The organism is Myroides sp. A21, from assembly GCF_000807225.1.
GTDB lineage: Bacteria > Bacteroidota > Bacteroidia > Flavobacteriales > Flavobacteriaceae > Flavobacterium > Flavobacterium odoratimimum.
Window position 1 is genome coordinate 2,612,717 of the sequence record NZ_CP010327.1, and the last position, 15,041, is coordinate 2,627,757.

At 32.6% G+C, this 15,041-nt stretch carries 18 protein-coding genes; 12 read left to right on the plus strand and 6 right to left on the minus strand.

The genetic code is table 11. The annotated features are described in order from the left end of the window. Positions 1-3: 3 nt before the first annotated feature. Positions 4-969 carry a stage II sporulation protein M gene (locus tag MYRA21_RS11760; RefSeq protein ID WP_039329125.1) on the minus strand — a complete coding sequence of 322 codons (966 nt, stop codon included), beginning with the start codon at positions 967-969 and terminating at the stop codon, positions 4-6. A 17-nt stretch (positions 970-986) separates the two neighbouring features. Here MYRA21_RS11760 and MYRA21_RS11765 point away from each other — a divergent pair, with 17 nt between their 5' ends. Together MYRA21_RS11765 and MYRA21_RS11770 are read left to right on the plus strand one after the other, a co-directional pair. Next, positions 987-1,724, plus strand: a complete 738-nt coding sequence (locus tag MYRA21_RS11765; protein WP_016649653.1) for an RDD family protein — start codon at positions 987-989, stop codon at positions 1,722-1,724. Between the two features lie 22 nt (positions 1,725-1,746). After that, a complete protein-coding gene (locus MYRA21_RS11770) occupies positions 1,747-2,355 on the plus strand; it encodes a trimeric intracellular cation channel family protein (RefSeq protein ID WP_006259425.1) in 609 nt (202 codons plus the stop codon). Positions 2,356-2,830: 475 nt separating this feature from the next. On the opposite strand, the gene MYRA21_RS11775 is transcribed toward MYRA21_RS11770, so the two are convergent. The 5 genes from MYRA21_RS11775 to MYRA21_RS11795 all read right to left on the minus strand — a co-directional run bounded on the left by MYRA21_RS11775 (position 2,831) and on the right by MYRA21_RS11795 (position 7,172). After that, entirely contained in the window at positions 2,831-4,519 is a 1,689-nt protein-coding gene (locus tag MYRA21_RS11775) for a hypothetical protein (protein WP_039329127.1), read from the minus strand. 253 nt (positions 4,520-4,772) lie between these two features. Further along, positions 4,773-5,297 carry a mechanosensitive ion channel domain-containing protein gene (locus MYRA21_RS11780; RefSeq protein ID WP_006263195.1) on the minus strand — a complete coding sequence of 175 codons (525 nt, stop codon included), beginning with the start codon at positions 5,295-5,297 and terminating at the stop codon, positions 4,773-4,775. A 2-nt stretch (positions 5,298-5,299) separates the two neighbouring features. Beyond that, positions 5,300-5,887: a Maf family nucleotide pyrophosphatase gene (locus tag MYRA21_RS11785; RefSeq protein WP_006263196.1), complete on the minus strand. Its 588-nt coding sequence runs from the start codon at positions 5,885-5,887 to the stop codon at positions 5,300-5,302. Positions 5,888-5,895: 8 nt separating this feature from the next. Further along, complete coding sequence (locus MYRA21_RS11790; protein ID WP_006263197.1) at positions 5,896-6,423, minus strand: HAD family hydrolase; 528 nt, start codon at positions 6,421-6,423, stop codon at positions 5,896-5,898. Continuing rightward, positions 6,423-7,172 (minus strand): Rossmann-like and DUF2520 domain-containing protein, encoded by a 750-nt coding sequence (locus MYRA21_RS11795; protein ID WP_006263198.1) that lies wholly within the window; start codon positions 7,170-7,172, stop codon positions 6,423-6,425. The genes MYRA21_RS11790 and MYRA21_RS11795 overlap by 1 nt, the downstream gene beginning before the upstream one ends. Before the next feature lie 58 nt (positions 7,173-7,230). On the opposite strand from MYRA21_RS11795, the gene MYRA21_RS11800 reads away from it, so the two are divergent. The 10 genes from MYRA21_RS11800 to MYRA21_RS11845 all read left to right on the plus strand — a co-directional run bounded on the left by MYRA21_RS11800 (position 7,231) and on the right by MYRA21_RS11845 (position 14,998). Continuing rightward, complete coding sequence (locus MYRA21_RS11800; protein ID WP_006259418.1) at positions 7,231-7,620, plus strand: group III truncated hemoglobin; 390 nt, start codon at positions 7,231-7,233, stop codon at positions 7,618-7,620. Between the two features lie 146 nt (positions 7,621-7,766). Beyond that, entirely contained in the window at positions 7,767-8,387 is a 621-nt protein-coding gene (locus MYRA21_RS11805; protein ID WP_006263199.1) for an alpha-ketoglutarate-dependent dioxygenase AlkB, read from the plus strand. After that, entirely contained in the window at positions 8,387-8,956 is a 570-nt protein-coding gene (locus MYRA21_RS11810) for a Crp/Fnr family transcriptional regulator (protein ID WP_006263200.1), read from the plus strand. The genes MYRA21_RS11805 and MYRA21_RS11810 overlap by 1 nt, the downstream gene beginning before the upstream one ends. 65 nt (positions 8,957-9,021) lie before the next feature. Then, entirely contained in the window at positions 9,022-9,966 is a 945-nt protein-coding gene (locus MYRA21_RS11815; RefSeq protein ID WP_006263202.1) for an alpha/beta hydrolase, read from the plus strand. Between the two features lie 27 nt (positions 9,967-9,993). Next, positions 9,994-10,569: a Crp/Fnr family transcriptional regulator gene (locus MYRA21_RS11820; protein WP_006263203.1), complete on the plus strand. Its 576-nt coding sequence runs from the start codon at positions 9,994-9,996 to the stop codon at positions 10,567-10,569. A gap of 69 nt (positions 10,570-10,638) precedes the next feature. After that, positions 10,639-11,070 (plus strand): carboxymuconolactone decarboxylase family protein, encoded by a 432-nt coding sequence (locus tag MYRA21_RS11825; RefSeq protein ID WP_006259413.1) that lies wholly within the window; start codon positions 10,639-10,641, stop codon positions 11,068-11,070. Positions 11,071-11,389: 319 nt separating this feature from the next. Next, positions 11,390-11,914, plus strand: coding sequence for a hypothetical protein (locus MYRA21_RS11830; protein ID WP_006259412.1), 525 nt, complete (start codon positions 11,390-11,392; stop codon positions 11,912-11,914). A 106-nt stretch (positions 11,915-12,020) separates the two neighbouring features. Then, on the plus strand, positions 12,021-12,743 hold the full coding sequence (locus MYRA21_RS11835) for a DUF4397 domain-containing protein (RefSeq protein WP_039329130.1): 723 nt from the start codon (positions 12,021-12,023) through the stop codon (positions 12,741-12,743). Positions 12,744-12,888: 145 nt separating this feature from the next. Continuing rightward, the gene (locus tag MYRA21_RS11840; RefSeq protein WP_039329132.1) at positions 12,889-13,485 is read left to right on the plus strand and encodes a PH domain-containing protein; all 597 of its coding nucleotides are present in this window, start codon (positions 12,889-12,891) and stop codon (positions 13,483-13,485) included. Then, positions 13,478-14,998, plus strand: a complete 1,521-nt coding sequence (locus tag MYRA21_RS11845; protein ID WP_039329134.1) for a PH domain-containing protein — start codon at positions 13,478-13,480, stop codon at positions 14,996-14,998. The genes MYRA21_RS11840 and MYRA21_RS11845 overlap by 8 nt, the downstream gene beginning before the upstream one ends. The last annotated feature ends 43 nt before the right edge of the window (positions 14,999-15,041 follow it).

A 15,041-nucleotide genomic window follows, 5' to 3' on the forward strand; every position in this document is an offset into this window, starting at 1 on the left:
AGATTATAATTTAATAAGTTTTGAATACACTCTTCTCGGATAGATGAAGAAGTAATAAATAATGATAGAGAATGTACCTAGTATAATAATATAGTTTAGAACATCAGGCATCTCTTTAGCATAGCGCGTTATAAAGCCCTCTATAAAAGCAGCTGTGATAACGAATGGTACCATCGCTAAGAATATTTTAAATCCATTCTTAAACCCTCGAATAAAGGAGTTTTTTCTCGAGAAGGTCTTAGGAAATAGAAGACTTCCCCCAAATACAAAGCCTGCAAATGCCTCAATGATAATCCCTGTAATCTCTATAGCACCGTGTAACCATATTCCTCTAAAGCTATCCATAAAAGCATTTTCTTTGATAAACATATATTGGAATGCCCCTACCATAATACCGTTATAGAGTAGATAGAATAGTGTACCTAATCCAGCGAAGATTCCGTATATAAAAAATTGTAGAGACACATATAGATTGTTAAACGCTATACCTATAAAGCTTCCCCAGTTACTACCAGACTTATAGATACCCATCGCGTCATCATTCTGTATATTATCTAATGTTAGATTAACATAATGATCTCCTAATATTAAACGAATAAACTCTAAATCATAATGAGCAGAAACAAAACCGATACCTACAATAATCAGAAAGGTTAGTACAGAAAAGTAAAGATAATTTCGATTTTCATGCACAACTAGAGGAACTTCTGTCTTAAAGAAATAAATAAGTCTATTTTCTTCAATACGTTTTGTTTTGTAAATTTTTTGATAAGTTTGCGCTGCTAAAATATTGAGATATTGTGTAACTTTACTCTTGGGATAATAAGTTTGCGCATAGGATAAATCATTCATTAACTGAATGTACATATCGGCCAAGTAATCAGGTTTATGAATTGAGTTAGAATATATTGTATGTTCATATTCAATCCATTTTTCTTTATTATATTTGATAAAAGCGACTTCTCTCATTTAAAAGCAGATAATTTATGGCTAATTTAACAATAAATACAACACAAAATATCAAAATAGAATTTAAAACTGCATCTATTGGTGAAAGAATGATTGCTTCTATTTTAGATCTTATTTTTAAGGGATTGTATTTGATTCTGATTTTTTATATTGTAAGTCAACTAAGAATAGTTAATGCTTTTATAGATGAGTGGTCTAAAATCGCGGTTATGATTCTCATCGCTTCTCCTGCTTTGTTTTATACTCTATTTTTTGAGACGATTATGCAGGGAGCTACTCCTGGTAAGAAGATTATGAGGCTTAAGGTGATTAAGATAGACGGGTATGAAGCTTCTGTAGTAGACTATGCTAGCCGTTGGGTAATGAGATTAGTAGATTTTTGGATAGGTTCAGCAGCAGTTGGTTTGATTACTATTATATGTACAGATAAGAGTCAGCGATTAGGTGATATTTTAGCAGGTACAGCAGTGATATCTGTTAAAGAAAGATTACTTTTGTCATCCACTATTTTTCAGGAAGTAGAGGAGGAGTACACCCCATTATTTGCGCAGGTGTTAAGTTTGACAGATAAAGATGTTTATATTATAAAAGAAGCTTTAACTACTTTTAAAGCAAATAGAGATCACGAGTTATTACAGAAGCTAGTCGTTAAACTTAAGAGCGTACTAGGTATAGGTGAGCTGAAGACACTCTCTGATCAGGAGTTTATAGAAACCGTATTAAAAGACTACAATTATTTAACAGCTAAGGTTTAGCGCATTATTTTTATACTATTTAATGTTTAATTTTTTCGATATTTTAGATTTGCTCGGAACATTAGCTTTTGCAATTTCGGGAGCATTAGCAGGGCGCGAAAGAAGGTTAGACCTGTTTGGGATGACTATTTTAGCATTCGCGACAGCTATTGGAGGAGGGACTATCAGAGATATGATGATCGGATGGACACCTGTGATGTGGCTTACTAATCTTAGCTATTTTTATGTAACCTTATTAGGGGTAGCTATGGCTATTGTGTTCTATAAGAAGTTTAACTTCTTGCGTTATTCTCTTTTCCTATTTGATACCATAGGTATCGCTGTGTTCACACTAATCGGTATAGAGAAAGGGATGACAGTAGGCTTACACCCGATTATCTGTGTTACCTTAGGTACGATTACTGCTTGTTTTGGAGGGGTTATTCGCGATATTTTAGCGAATAAGATTCCACTTATTTTTAAACAAGAGATCTATGCCACAGCATGTATCCTTGGAGGTTTAGTTTATTATTTACTAAACTATTTTGAGCTGAGTAAGGATATCTTATACGTAGGTACAGCAGGTATTATTATTCTGATTAGAGTATTAGCTGTGAAGTATAAGTGGAGTTTGCCATTTGCGAATGTGTAAGCTTGCTTTCTTAGAATAAATAACTAAAGAAAGAATATAAAGTGTATAGTACATATCATGATGTAGTATACACTTTTTTTTATTGAGTATATTAGCGATGAGTAAACAGGGATAAATGTACTAGACTAGAAGGCTTCATATTAGTAATAGTGTATTGTAGAACAATCTGTTAATTATGATATAGTCAATAGTGAATCAATATAATTTAGTTAAGTTCGGTAGTTCGAATTTTGTCTTACTCTGGGAGCATTCTTGTTCTTGTTTCCCTTGATTTGAGTCCGTAGTGAGTCCGTTATGAGTCCGTAGTGAGTCCGTTAAATCAAGTAAAATAACGGACACAATATAGACTTATAGCATTATCATATAGTTTTTATACAAAACGAGACTAGAATATCATACGTACTTCAGTGCAATAGAGCGCTAATCCGAATCTTTGGATGATATGCGTTAGAAACTAAGTGTGGTTAATCTAATGCTAAGATAAAACATGAGATCTATTATGATTAGAAAATAGTTTACTAATTAGGTTAGCGATAGGTACTAATATAAGGATAGTAGCTAACCCAATAGTGTTATACCATAGATAATGAATAGGAGTAGTGATGTATAGGGTAATAATAGTGATTTGAGTTAGTAAAATGGTGTAAAACAAAGCTTTATTATTGTTTTTAAAGTACATGGTCACTAGTAAAATACCAAGTAGAGTTCCTGAAAACAGAGAAGAGTACGCCCATAGTATTTGGATAAGATTTAAAAATACGGGAATATTATATACTATAATCAGAGCAAGGATAATAATAATAAGCGTAATGATATCATGATATCTTTTGTTATCTGGATGAGGCAGAGCACTTGACTTGGTCTGAGATAACAGTTTTTTTGTTTTTTTTGATAGCCAATTTATTTCGTGAAATCCTATCGAAAGTAAACAGATAAAAAATAAAGCCATGATAACACCTGCTATCCCTGTGGGTACATGAAAGTTGATGAAGTGAAGAAGTATAAAGTCAGAATCATTCACTTCTACATTATGATTCGCCTTTTTAATTAATTTTTTTGCTTCTAGTTGAAGTTTATTTGCATTTTCTGTTAAGCTTAGTATTTGATCTTTTAGTATTTGATTACTATAGTTCTGATAGATTTGCCCACTATATAAGAAGCTAGCTTCTTTCTTTAAGTTCAATATTTTTTGATACTCTTGTTTGATTTGATCGTATTGTTCAGCATATTCAGATTGATAGACTGTGTGCACGTTATGAGGGTTATAATGTAAAGGTGCATCGTTAAACTGGTAAAATGTAAATAACACACACCCTGTCAATAGAATAAAGAAATGAAAAGGGACATTGAATAACCCATTGATAATCAATCCATCCTTAGTCTTATCAGAGTATTTACTCTGTCTATATATCTGTAGAATCTTTGTATCTATAGATAATAGGGCGACGAATAGTATAGTACCATTTACTAAACATTTAAGCAAGTCAAACTTATCTTTTAGAGCAAGATCGCTATCGATCACAGTAAGTTTATCAAAAGAGGCGGTGAAGCTTAATGTATCTTCTAGATACATACCTTCTGGTAGTTTGTATAATATGGTCAGAAAGATGATAGTCGTTATTATAATGGCGTATAATAACTGGTTTCGTCTAGGGAATAAATTGGTTTTGTTTTTAAAAAGAATGTTCAGAACGATAAAAATTGCACTTATGATTAAGAGTAAGATTTTGAAATCTATTTTTAATAAAATAGAGAGTATCATAGCCGTAGCATAGAATGTAATAGTAAGAACAAGTAATCTTAGGATTAGATAAATAATGCTGGTTAAGTAATAGACTCTTTTATTAGACTTCGCCTTGATGTATTCAAATGCGCTTTTAGTATTGTGTTTTTTGTATTTTGGGATAATTAAGAATATAACTATAAATACAGCTAAGGGAATACCTAGATACAGCTGTAGGAATGTCATTCCCTGTGAATAAGCTTGTCCTGGAAGAGAGATAAAAGTGTATATAAAAGATTGTACCGCTATAATCTTGAAACCATAGTGTAGTGTTGACTTTTCGTAAATAGAGTTGTTATCTGCTTTATTAAGTTTAAAGTGCTTAATGGTGATAACGATAAATAAAATTAGTATAAAAATACTCCAATCAATTGCATTCATTTCAACGAAATTAAGAAGGGATAAATAACAAATGATATTGTGGTACTGGCCTTTATATAGCTAGAATAGAATCTATGATCTTCTATAAAGAGTACAGTATAGATAAGTGTTTGTGTTCTGAAGTAGTTTTATTGATTAGTTTTAACTTTATAAAAAAAAGACTAGTAAAACCTATAAATAGGTTAACTAGCCTTTCTTCTACTACCATTTGACTATTTAAACCGAAATGGTAAATACAAAATTTGTGCCACTATTATATTGTAGGATTGTCTATATCCTCTTTTTTATTGACTATAACAATTCCCTTTTGTAATAATAAACTGTTAGGATAAGAGATCTTCTCGTTCTCTGTAGTGAGTAATATAGTACAGAATGCTTTGATATCAATGATTTTAGCTTCTATAGGGAAATCTTTGTCTTGTAATCTGATGGTATCTCCTATTCTAAATGGAAATGAGAAGAATAATAAGATTCCTGCTGTGATATTACTTAATAAAGACCACTGAGCGAACATCGCTACCCCTATTACTGTAAATACAGATGTAAGTGTAACCATAAAATTCTCTGGTTGAACTCCCCAAATCGTTAGTACGAGAATTAAAAAAATAACCGATAAAAGTGTATTAAATAATCTGATAATCAGTAGTACTCGGCTATCTTTACGCTGCTCTTTAGTAGAGAAAGATCGGATGATATATCCTATTAACTTTCTACAAGGAATATATAGAACTAATGTAATTACAGTTGCTATAATTTCTGTGTAATATTCTTTTAGCATATTTAGTTTTTAATGAATTTTAGTAATTCCTCTACAAGTTCTTTAGTAGGTAAGCCTACTATATTAGTATAAGAACCATCTATTTTATCTATGCCTACTAATCCTATCCATTCTTGTATACCATAAGCCCCAGCCTTGTCATAAGGTTTGTATTGGTCTATATAGAAATAAAGGGCTTCATCAGATAGATCAGAGAAACTCACTTTAGTAATACAGTGGAATACACTTACGCTCTCCTTGCTCTTTAAACATACAGAACTGATTACTTCATGCTCATGACCACATAAGCTCTTTAGCATGGTATAGGCTTCATCTCTATTTTCAGGTTTGCCTAGTGAAGTATGATTATTCCACACAGTAGTATCACTGGTAATGATGATTTCGTTATCGTGTAATATTTCTATAGCATCAGCCTTTGCTTTTGCAATATAGTCAGTGATTTGTTCTCTTACCAACTCTTCAGGATAAGACTCATCTATATCCGAAGCTCGGACTGTAAAAGAGAACCCTAAGTCCGTTAAATATTGTTTACGTCTAGGGGAGTTAGATCCTAGTACGATGTTATAATCCTTAAATAGCTTATTAAGCATAATATTTATTAGTCAAATTTAGCGTTAAAGTGTTGAAACCACTTTTGTTGTGTTTTCATGACTTGTTCGATCACATCTCTAACAGCCCCTCTGCCACCGTTAAGATGAGAGATATACTTAGAGATTCTTTTTATTTCTGGTGCAGCGTCCTGTGGAGCAGTAGGCAGTGCTACTTCTTGCATGATATGATAGTCTGGTATATCATCTCCCATGTATAATACGTTATCAGGATTGATATTATTAGCTGCTATATATTCTTTAAATACTTTTACTTTATCAGGTACCCCTAAGTAGATGTCTTTCACACCAAGGTTAGCAAACCTCGTACGCACACCTTCATTACTACCTCCTGAGATAATACATACATTATATCCATTTTCGATAGCAGCTTTCATCGCATATCCATCTCTAATGTACATATCTCTTAGTAAATTTCCTTCTTGTGTTACGTGAACAGTACCATCTGTTAATACACCATCTACATCAAATATGAACGTAGTGATGTCATTCATTATCTCTTTAAAATGTTTAGACATTAGTTATTTTGTATTGAATTAGTTATGAGTTGATATATTTCTTTTTTTATAGGGTCATTTAGCGCTTCTAGATGACGGTCTATAGTTCCTTGATCATTACGTGCAGCTGGTCCTGTCTGTGCTTCTCTAGGCGATAAGGTCTGTACCTTAGTCGCTGTCTCTAAGATAAGAGGCTTTAGAATGTCAAAGGGCACCATATTCTCTTTACAAATATCTTCACCTAGTTTAAAAAGATGATTGGTGAAGTTGTTTACAAATACTGCTGCTAGGTGTATAGACTGTCTCTGGTCAGTAGAGATTTTATATACTCTTTCAGAAAAAGATAAAGCTAACTTTTCTAAAAGTTCAAAATCTTGTTTGTTACTAGCTTCGATACAATAAGGGATAAGGCTGAAATCAACCTCCTTATCGATAGAGAAAGTCTGTAGCATATAGAAGACTCCTTTTCTACTTGTGGTAGCAATAGAGTTCATCGGCATTGTCCCAGAAGTATGAACCACAAAGGCATCTTTTAAAGGGATGGTAGAGGATACTTCTTCTATAGCATCATCACTAACAGCAATGATAAAAATATCTGCAGGTTTTAGCTCATTGATATCTGAAATAATTTGATTGTGAGAGACTAAGTCCTTAACTTTGTTAGGAGTTCGTGCATACACTTGTTGTAAACAAATATTGTCGTGTTCTAAAAAGTTTAGTATCAAGTGATGAGCAACTTTGCCAGAACCTAAAATGGATATTGTAATCATAGCAGTAAAGTTTAGCATTTATTTGTAAACAGATAGTGTGTAAAAATAATAATTTGTAATGAGAAAAGATATAGAAAACATAGAAGATATTAAGGTATTAGTAGATACCTTTTATGGAAGAGTACAGGAGAATGAGTTTATCGGCCCTATTTTTAATAGTAAACTAGAGGGGAGATGGCCTGAGCATTTAGAGAAAATGTACGCCTTCTGGCAAACTATTCTATTAGAAGAGTATACATATAGAGGAAAACCTTTTCCTCCTCATGCACAGCTACCTGTAGAAGGCGAGCATTTTGAAGAATGGAAGAGAATCTTTAATGGTACGGTGGATGAACTATATGAAGGAAAAATAGCTGATGAAGCGAAGTGGCGAGCAGAGCGTATGGCTGCGATGTTCTTAAGTAAAATAGAATACTTTAGAGAAGCAGGGATGAAGCCATTGGAGTAAAGAAGAATATAGTGTTATCATAAAACGGGGTTGCTTTGAATAGTAACTCCGTTTTTTTGTTAGTATCATATTGCTTTAATTTATCGCATTACTTTTTTTATTCTGTGTTAGATAATCTATAAACTTGTAGTATTAAATCAGTGCTTATGGATTTGTTTAGTGATTATAGTCAGGAGTTTACGAATATTCTTCCTTATGATGGAGAAGTAGATTACTATGGTATCGTATTTAATAAAGAGCAGTGTGACTATTATTACAATCAACTTTTGACTCATGTAGCTTGGCAATGTGATCAAGCTATCATCTTTGGGAAGAAAGTAACTACTAAGCGCAAAGTGGCTTGGTATGGCGATATTCCATTTAGTTATACTTATTCAAATATTACTAAGACTGCCTTGGTTTGGACGGAAGAGTTATTAGCATTAAAGAAAATAGTAGAAGAGAGGACAGGGGAGACTTATAATTCATGTCTTTTAAATTTATATCACACAGGAGAAGAGGGAATGGCGTGGCATAGCGATGGAGAGAAGGATTTAAAAAAACATGGAGCTATAGCTTCTCTGAGCTTTGGAGCAGTTCGTAAATTTGCTTTTAAACACAAAGAGAATGGTGTGAAAATAGATGTTATTTTGGATAATGGAAGCCTATTAGTAATGAAAGGGACTACTCAAGAAAATTGGCTACATAGATTACCTCCTACAAAAGTGGTTCATACTCCACGTATTAATCTTACCTTTAGAACCATCGAAATAAAAGAGTCTGTCTGATGAGAAAGGAGTCATTTAGTATACTGTCTAATGTGATAAAACAAGACTTGTGGAAGTCATTATCACTATTAGTACAAGAGCAGGTATTAGAAAATAAAGAAATGCTAATCTGCGAAGGAGAGGTAGCTGATAAGATAGTGTGGATAAAAAAGGGTGTTTTACGTTCTTATTTTCTATTAGAAAGTGGAGAAGAGCGTACATACTGTATCACCTTCGACGAAAGTATGATGACAGCGATGACTTCCTTTATATCAGGACAACCATCTAAAGAGAATATACAGTCTATAGGCAAAACAGAATTATATGTCCTCTATAAAGCAGATGTAGATAAACTATGTGTAGATAGTATAGTATGGACAAACTTCTTTAAACAGTTATTAGAAGAGCAGTTTATGGAATTAGAAGAAAAACTCTTCGATATCCAACGTCTAGATGCTAAAGATAGGTACCTGAAGTTACTTCAGAACTATCCTCACTATATTCAACAGATACCTGGTATATACTTAGCTTCATTTTTAAATATTACCCCAAGGCATTTGAGTAGAATACGCAAGGAAGTGAATTTATAGACCTATGTCCTCTAGGATGTGGTAAAAAGACAAGACTTTTGTTCTTTACAGTAATCATTTAAGATATGAATATAGATAAAGAACTATTAATAGCACTGTCTTTAAGTGCTTGGACACAGATACCTTATGATTCTCTTTTAGAGTCTAATCCTCAACAAATACGCATCACAGAAGAACGATTAATGCTAGAGGAGGGAGCTATAACTATACCTCATGATATCAGTGTATATAATCAAGTAATTTCTACAGCATATAATACTTCTCTTAAAATAAGAATATATAAGCCAAGAGAAATAGATAAACCCTTGCCTGTAGTCTTGTTCTTACATGGAGGAGCTTTTATTTTTGGAAGTCCAGAGCAGTATGATTTTCAGTTGCTAGATCTAGTGAGAGAGGCGCAGGTGATTATAGTATCTGTTGATTATCGATTAGCGCCAGAGCATCCTTTTCCGGCTGCTTTAGAAGATAGTGTAAGTGCTCTAGAATGGTGTTATAGCAATATAGAAGCAATAGGAGGAAATAAACAGAATATCAGTGTGATGGGAAGTAGTGCAGGGGGCACAATAGCTCTATCTCTTTTACACTTAAATAGAGATAGTAATATTATCCCTATAAGCAATGCTCTCATCCTATATCCTCCTACATCAGATGAGCTGAATACTCCTTCTATGCAGACTTATGCTCACGCACCTATGCAATCTAAGAAAAGTGCAACTTATATGTGGAAACATTATTTGTCAGGGGATAAGAATAAGTGGAGGGAATATGCAGTGCCTAATAAGATGCAGAACTACCAATCACTACCGTCTATGACAATGGTACTAGCAGAATATGATCCTCTAATAGATGAAGCAAAAGAGTATGTGACTTCTGTAGAGAGCAATGGAGGAAAAGTCACAGTCTTAGAAGTAAAAGGTGCTGTGCATACTTTTGATTTCTTTGAGTGTAAACTAACAGATGATTTTACAAAGTATAAGATAACGTATTATAAACAATTACACTTGAAGTAATTATCTTTGTTTTATAACTTATATTCAATGAACAAACTTATACAACATATCGAAAAATTCGTAGGGACTTTATCAGTACCTGAAGCAGATTCTATTTTATCTTATTTTGAGCTGATCAAGGTCAAAAAGAAAGAGATTCTTTTAGAAGCAGATATGCTTTGTGATAAGTTATTCTTTGTGGAAGTAGGGTGCTTGAGAAGTTATTATATGAAGAGTAATGGTGTAGAACAAACTATTGATTTTGCTATAGAGAATTGGTGGTTAACGGATAATATGGCTTTTGAACAGCATACGAATAGTAACTTCTATATTCAAGCAGTAGAGCAGTCAGAAGTAATCGTGATTACTAGAGAACAATTTGTTTTACTATTAGAGAAACACCCAATTATGGAGAAGTACTATAGACAAGTTTTTCAACGTGCATATGCTGCTGCTCAATATAGAGTGAAGTATTTGTACGAGTTTAGTAGAGAAGAGTTGTACTTCCACTTCGAAGAGAGATTTCCAGAGTTTATACAACGTATTCCTCAGTATTTAATGGCTTCTTATTTAGGGTTTAGCCCAGAGTATTTAAGTGAGATAAAGAAGAAGAGATTTTCTTAAACCTGTTTAAGTTTATTGATTAATCATAGCTTTAGATTTGTTGAAATTAAAAACAATAAAGTTACGATTATGAGAAAGACAATTTATGGTGTACAGCCTAAGGCGTATGAAGGAATGTTATTATTAGAAAAATACTTAAACGAATCAGAATTAACACCAATACATAAAGAGCTAATAAAGATTAGGGCATCTCAGTTAAATGGATGTGGGTACTGTTTAGATATTCATACACAAGACGCTTTAAAGCATGGAGAATCTGTTAGAAGATTATTAGTGTTAGCAGGGTGGCAAGAAACAGAGCTGTTTACAGAAGAAGAACGTGTGATTCTGGAGATGACTGAAGCGGTTACATTTATTCATCAAGGAGGAATTAGTGATACATTATATGCGCAAGCAGAAGAATTATTTGGTGAAGTGTATTTAGCGCAACTTATTATGTGCATGGTTACTATAAACGCATGGAATAGAATAGGTGTAGCTACTCATCTTAAAGCAAAATAGTAATTATAGAATAGAAGCGGGATAGTATATCCTGCTTTTTTATTATACAGAAGTATTTGTTTTTAGTCAAATATGCTTTCTTTTAGAGGGGAATAGAAAAAATAAATATCAAAAAAAGTAATATTGATTTACTTATTTAAGTATATCTATTTGATTAATAGAATGTTGATTCACTTCTGTTTTGTGGTTAAAAAAGAGGGATTATTTGTGAATAATTGTCGAAATATTCATAATTTTAGTAAAGACCTATTGAGAATAGGGAGTAGAGAGCGCAAAATTCTCTCATTACGTATTACCTAATTCATTAATATCTATTACTATGATAAAAGATTACTTGAATAAATTAGTAGGCATTCGCTTAAAAGGTAGAAAGAAAGAATTAATACTAGGTATAGTATTAGCTTATAATGATAAGTGGTTATTAACGAAGTGTAATTCGGTCGATTATATTATAGATGGGTATGAGTTGATAGCTGTGGATAAAATATCTACTATAGAGCGTGGAGAAAATATTGCTTTTATTGAAGAAGTACTGAAAGCAAAACATGTTGACTTTTATAGTAGCCCTATTCAGTTAAAAGACAATATTTTTGATACTTTAAAAGCTATTGGGAATAAATATGGTGCTTTTGGATTAGAATTTAAGGAAGAGGATTGTGTCTATGTAGGGAAGTATATGGATAGTGATGATAGTGAGTATTTTGCATTCGAAGAGTTATCTGCTTCAGGTGAATGGTTTGAGGAGATAGAGGAATTTAAGGTGTCTAAAATTTATAAGATTGACTTTGATGGAGACTATGTAGAGTCTTTATTATTGTATGCGAATAGAAAACTAAGTGAATAAGAGTATTAGAAAATTTTAATGGTAGTTCATACATAGACTTGCATGATTATTGCATGTCGTTATAAGTAATTAAAGATGATGAGAAACTAATTTAAAAAGATCTATTATGAAAAGAGTTTTAAGTTTATTGACAGTATTGCTTCTAAGTTTTGCAGTGTTTAGTTGTAGCAGTGATGACGATTATATTGATTTGTCAGAACATGCAGGTGGTTTTACTATGGTAAATGCCTATGAGAGTGAAGATGTGCTTATTTATGTTGCAGATGGTCGCCCTATTCAGAGTCCATATTATCCTCTGTTTTATCAGAGTGTAGGTTATGTGAATCTATGGCAAGGAAATAGATTAATAGACATCTATGGAGGTAATAAGGTCAAGCCAATTACTACAACTACGAAGAAGATAACTAGTGGGCAGTTTTATACTTCTTTTATAGGAGGGAACGAATCGAAGGTAATCCACTTTATAACAGAGGATAATGTTAAGAAAGCAACTCCTTTAAATGAAGTTAAGCAGTCAGGAGTTCGTTTCTTTAATTTGAGTTCGGATAATGTAGTAGCTACTGTTCAGTTTAATGATAAGACAGTAGTAAAAGAATTTGAAAATAGAGTTCAAGACAGTGAAACGACTGCTTTGAAAACACAGGAGTTTAACGCTTTAGATTCTAATACTTATGCTATTACGATTAAAGATAAGGATGGTAAGGTACTGGCAACTAGAAAAGATGTTGTGTTTAAACCTTCACAGTTTTATTCTATTATCTTGATTGGTGCAAAAGATAATGCGAAAAAGCCTTACTATATAGGTGTTGTAAATCAAGCTGTAAAGTAATAAAATAGTAACTTGTAATAAGAAGTCCTTTAAAGGTGTATTACTTTTAAAGGATTTTTTTTATGGATTGCATACAACAGTATCTCTTTTTAAATGATATATTTACTAGTAGAATCAATGTCTGTATAAACAGAAGGACAAGAGTATGAATAGTATGTTTGAAAATAAACAAATTGATATAGATACATTACCTCAAGTAGAGCAAGTAATGTTTAAAAACTTAGACTCTAGGTATCGAACAGTAGTTGGGGTAAGATTAATAATAATTTCTATTATTATCTTACTAATTGCTTTTACACCTTATATTTTTCAGTATTTGACGAGTGAGTCTTTGTTGAGTGAAACTTTACTATACTCACTTATGGGATTAGGAGTTGTATTGATTATTCTTATCTGTATTATCTCTATGAAGGGAGTAGCTATGAAAGGTTATGCACTACGTGAGCACGATATTATTTATAAAACAGGTATTATAAATAGAAATCAGACTGTTATCCCTTTTAATAGAGTCCAGCATGTAGGAGTATATGAAGGAGCCTTACTTCGAATGTTTAACTTATGTACGGTAGAGTTTTTTACTGCGGGAGGAGCTTTAGGTGATCTAAAAATCACAGGGATATCTAAAGAGGAGGGAGAGCGACTAAAAGCGTATGTTATACAGAAGATAACGAAGTCTCCTCAACAGGTTTTAAAGACTAATCTAGATATTGTAGAACACTCACAGGAATCTGTTCATGGATAAGAATAGTTTTTATCAACCTACTAGACAAGCTACAATAGGAATCATTGCTAACTTTCTGAATGCCTTACAGAAAATAGTAAGAGCTTTTGTTCCTCTTATAGTGCTATTTTTAGTGAATAAGCGCATAGAACTACCCATTAGTATCTGGGGGATTGTGATAGGAGGAAGTGTTTTAAGTCTTGGAATAGCGTATCTGAGTTATCGCAACTTCTTGTTTTATATTGATGAAGAAACTAATTCATTTATCATTCAAAAAGGGATTATCAATAAATCGAAAGTTACTATTCAACTAGAGAAAATACAGCAGGTGAATCTCAATCAGAGTTTTATTAATAAAATAATCAATGTGTACTCTGTAGAAATAGACTCTGCAGGTAGTAAAGATAAAGAAGCTACTATCCCTTCTATGGCTTTATCAGATGCTGATGCATTGAAACAGATACTGCTAAATTATAAGAATGAACAAGTAATAGACGATACTTCAACAGATACAATAGATAGAGAACAGAAGCTTATAGAGCAACAAAAAAACACAAAACAAATAAGTATACTTACACTTCTAAAAGTTGGTATTACTTCTAATTACTTATATACATTAGGGTTGATACTTGTATTCTTTAATATGGTGTATGATTCGATTGTGAGAAGCATCTCTATAGAAGAGTATATCGATAAAGAAGAGGTGACAAGCTATATAGAGGGAGGGATGTCTTTGGTCGCTTTTTTATATTTAATTGTGTTTTTAGTTATCACTGTGTTAGTAGTGAATGTGATCCGTACATTATTAAAATTCTGGGACTTTAAAGTTACATTTTCGAATAAGACTTTGTTATTATCTCATGGATTACTGTCTACTAGGAATACGATTATTAGGCCAGAACGAGTTCAAAAGGTTGAAATAGAACAGAATTATTTTCAGAAGTTATTTGATATCTGCAGTCTAAAGATAAGTCAGGTGGCAGGAGAAGAGGGAGATAATAAAAAGTCTGGGTTACAAATACCTGGTTGTTCTACTCAGGAGAGAGAAGACCTATTTAAAATAGTAATGTCTAAAGAAGAGAAAAAAGAGTATACTACTGTTCTAAAGTATAATTATAGATACCTAGGTTTTAGAGTATTCTTATTTATAGTTCTTCCTTTAGTCTTTTTAACCTTGTTTTTTAGATCAAATTTTAGTTCTGCTATGTTTATAGGAACAGTAGTGAGTTATAGTGTGATTATGCTACTAGCACTGTATAGACTTTATAGTGTAGGGAGGTTAAGAGTAAGTGAAGATTTTATAATGATAAGAAGGGGGATATGGGATATCTCTTATATTTATATAGAACCACATAAGGTACAGAAGATTGTCTTGTCTCAGTTATGGTGGCAACAGTCAGCAGATGTAGGTAGCTTAAAGCTTTATACTGCTGGAGGAACAGTGTCTTTTAGTACTACTCAGTATAGTGAGTTAGTGAAGTTAAGAGATAAATGGCTTTATCAGGTAGAATCATCAGCATTACACTGGATGTAATAAGTATAAAAAAACGAGGGAATACATACTATTCCCTCGTTTT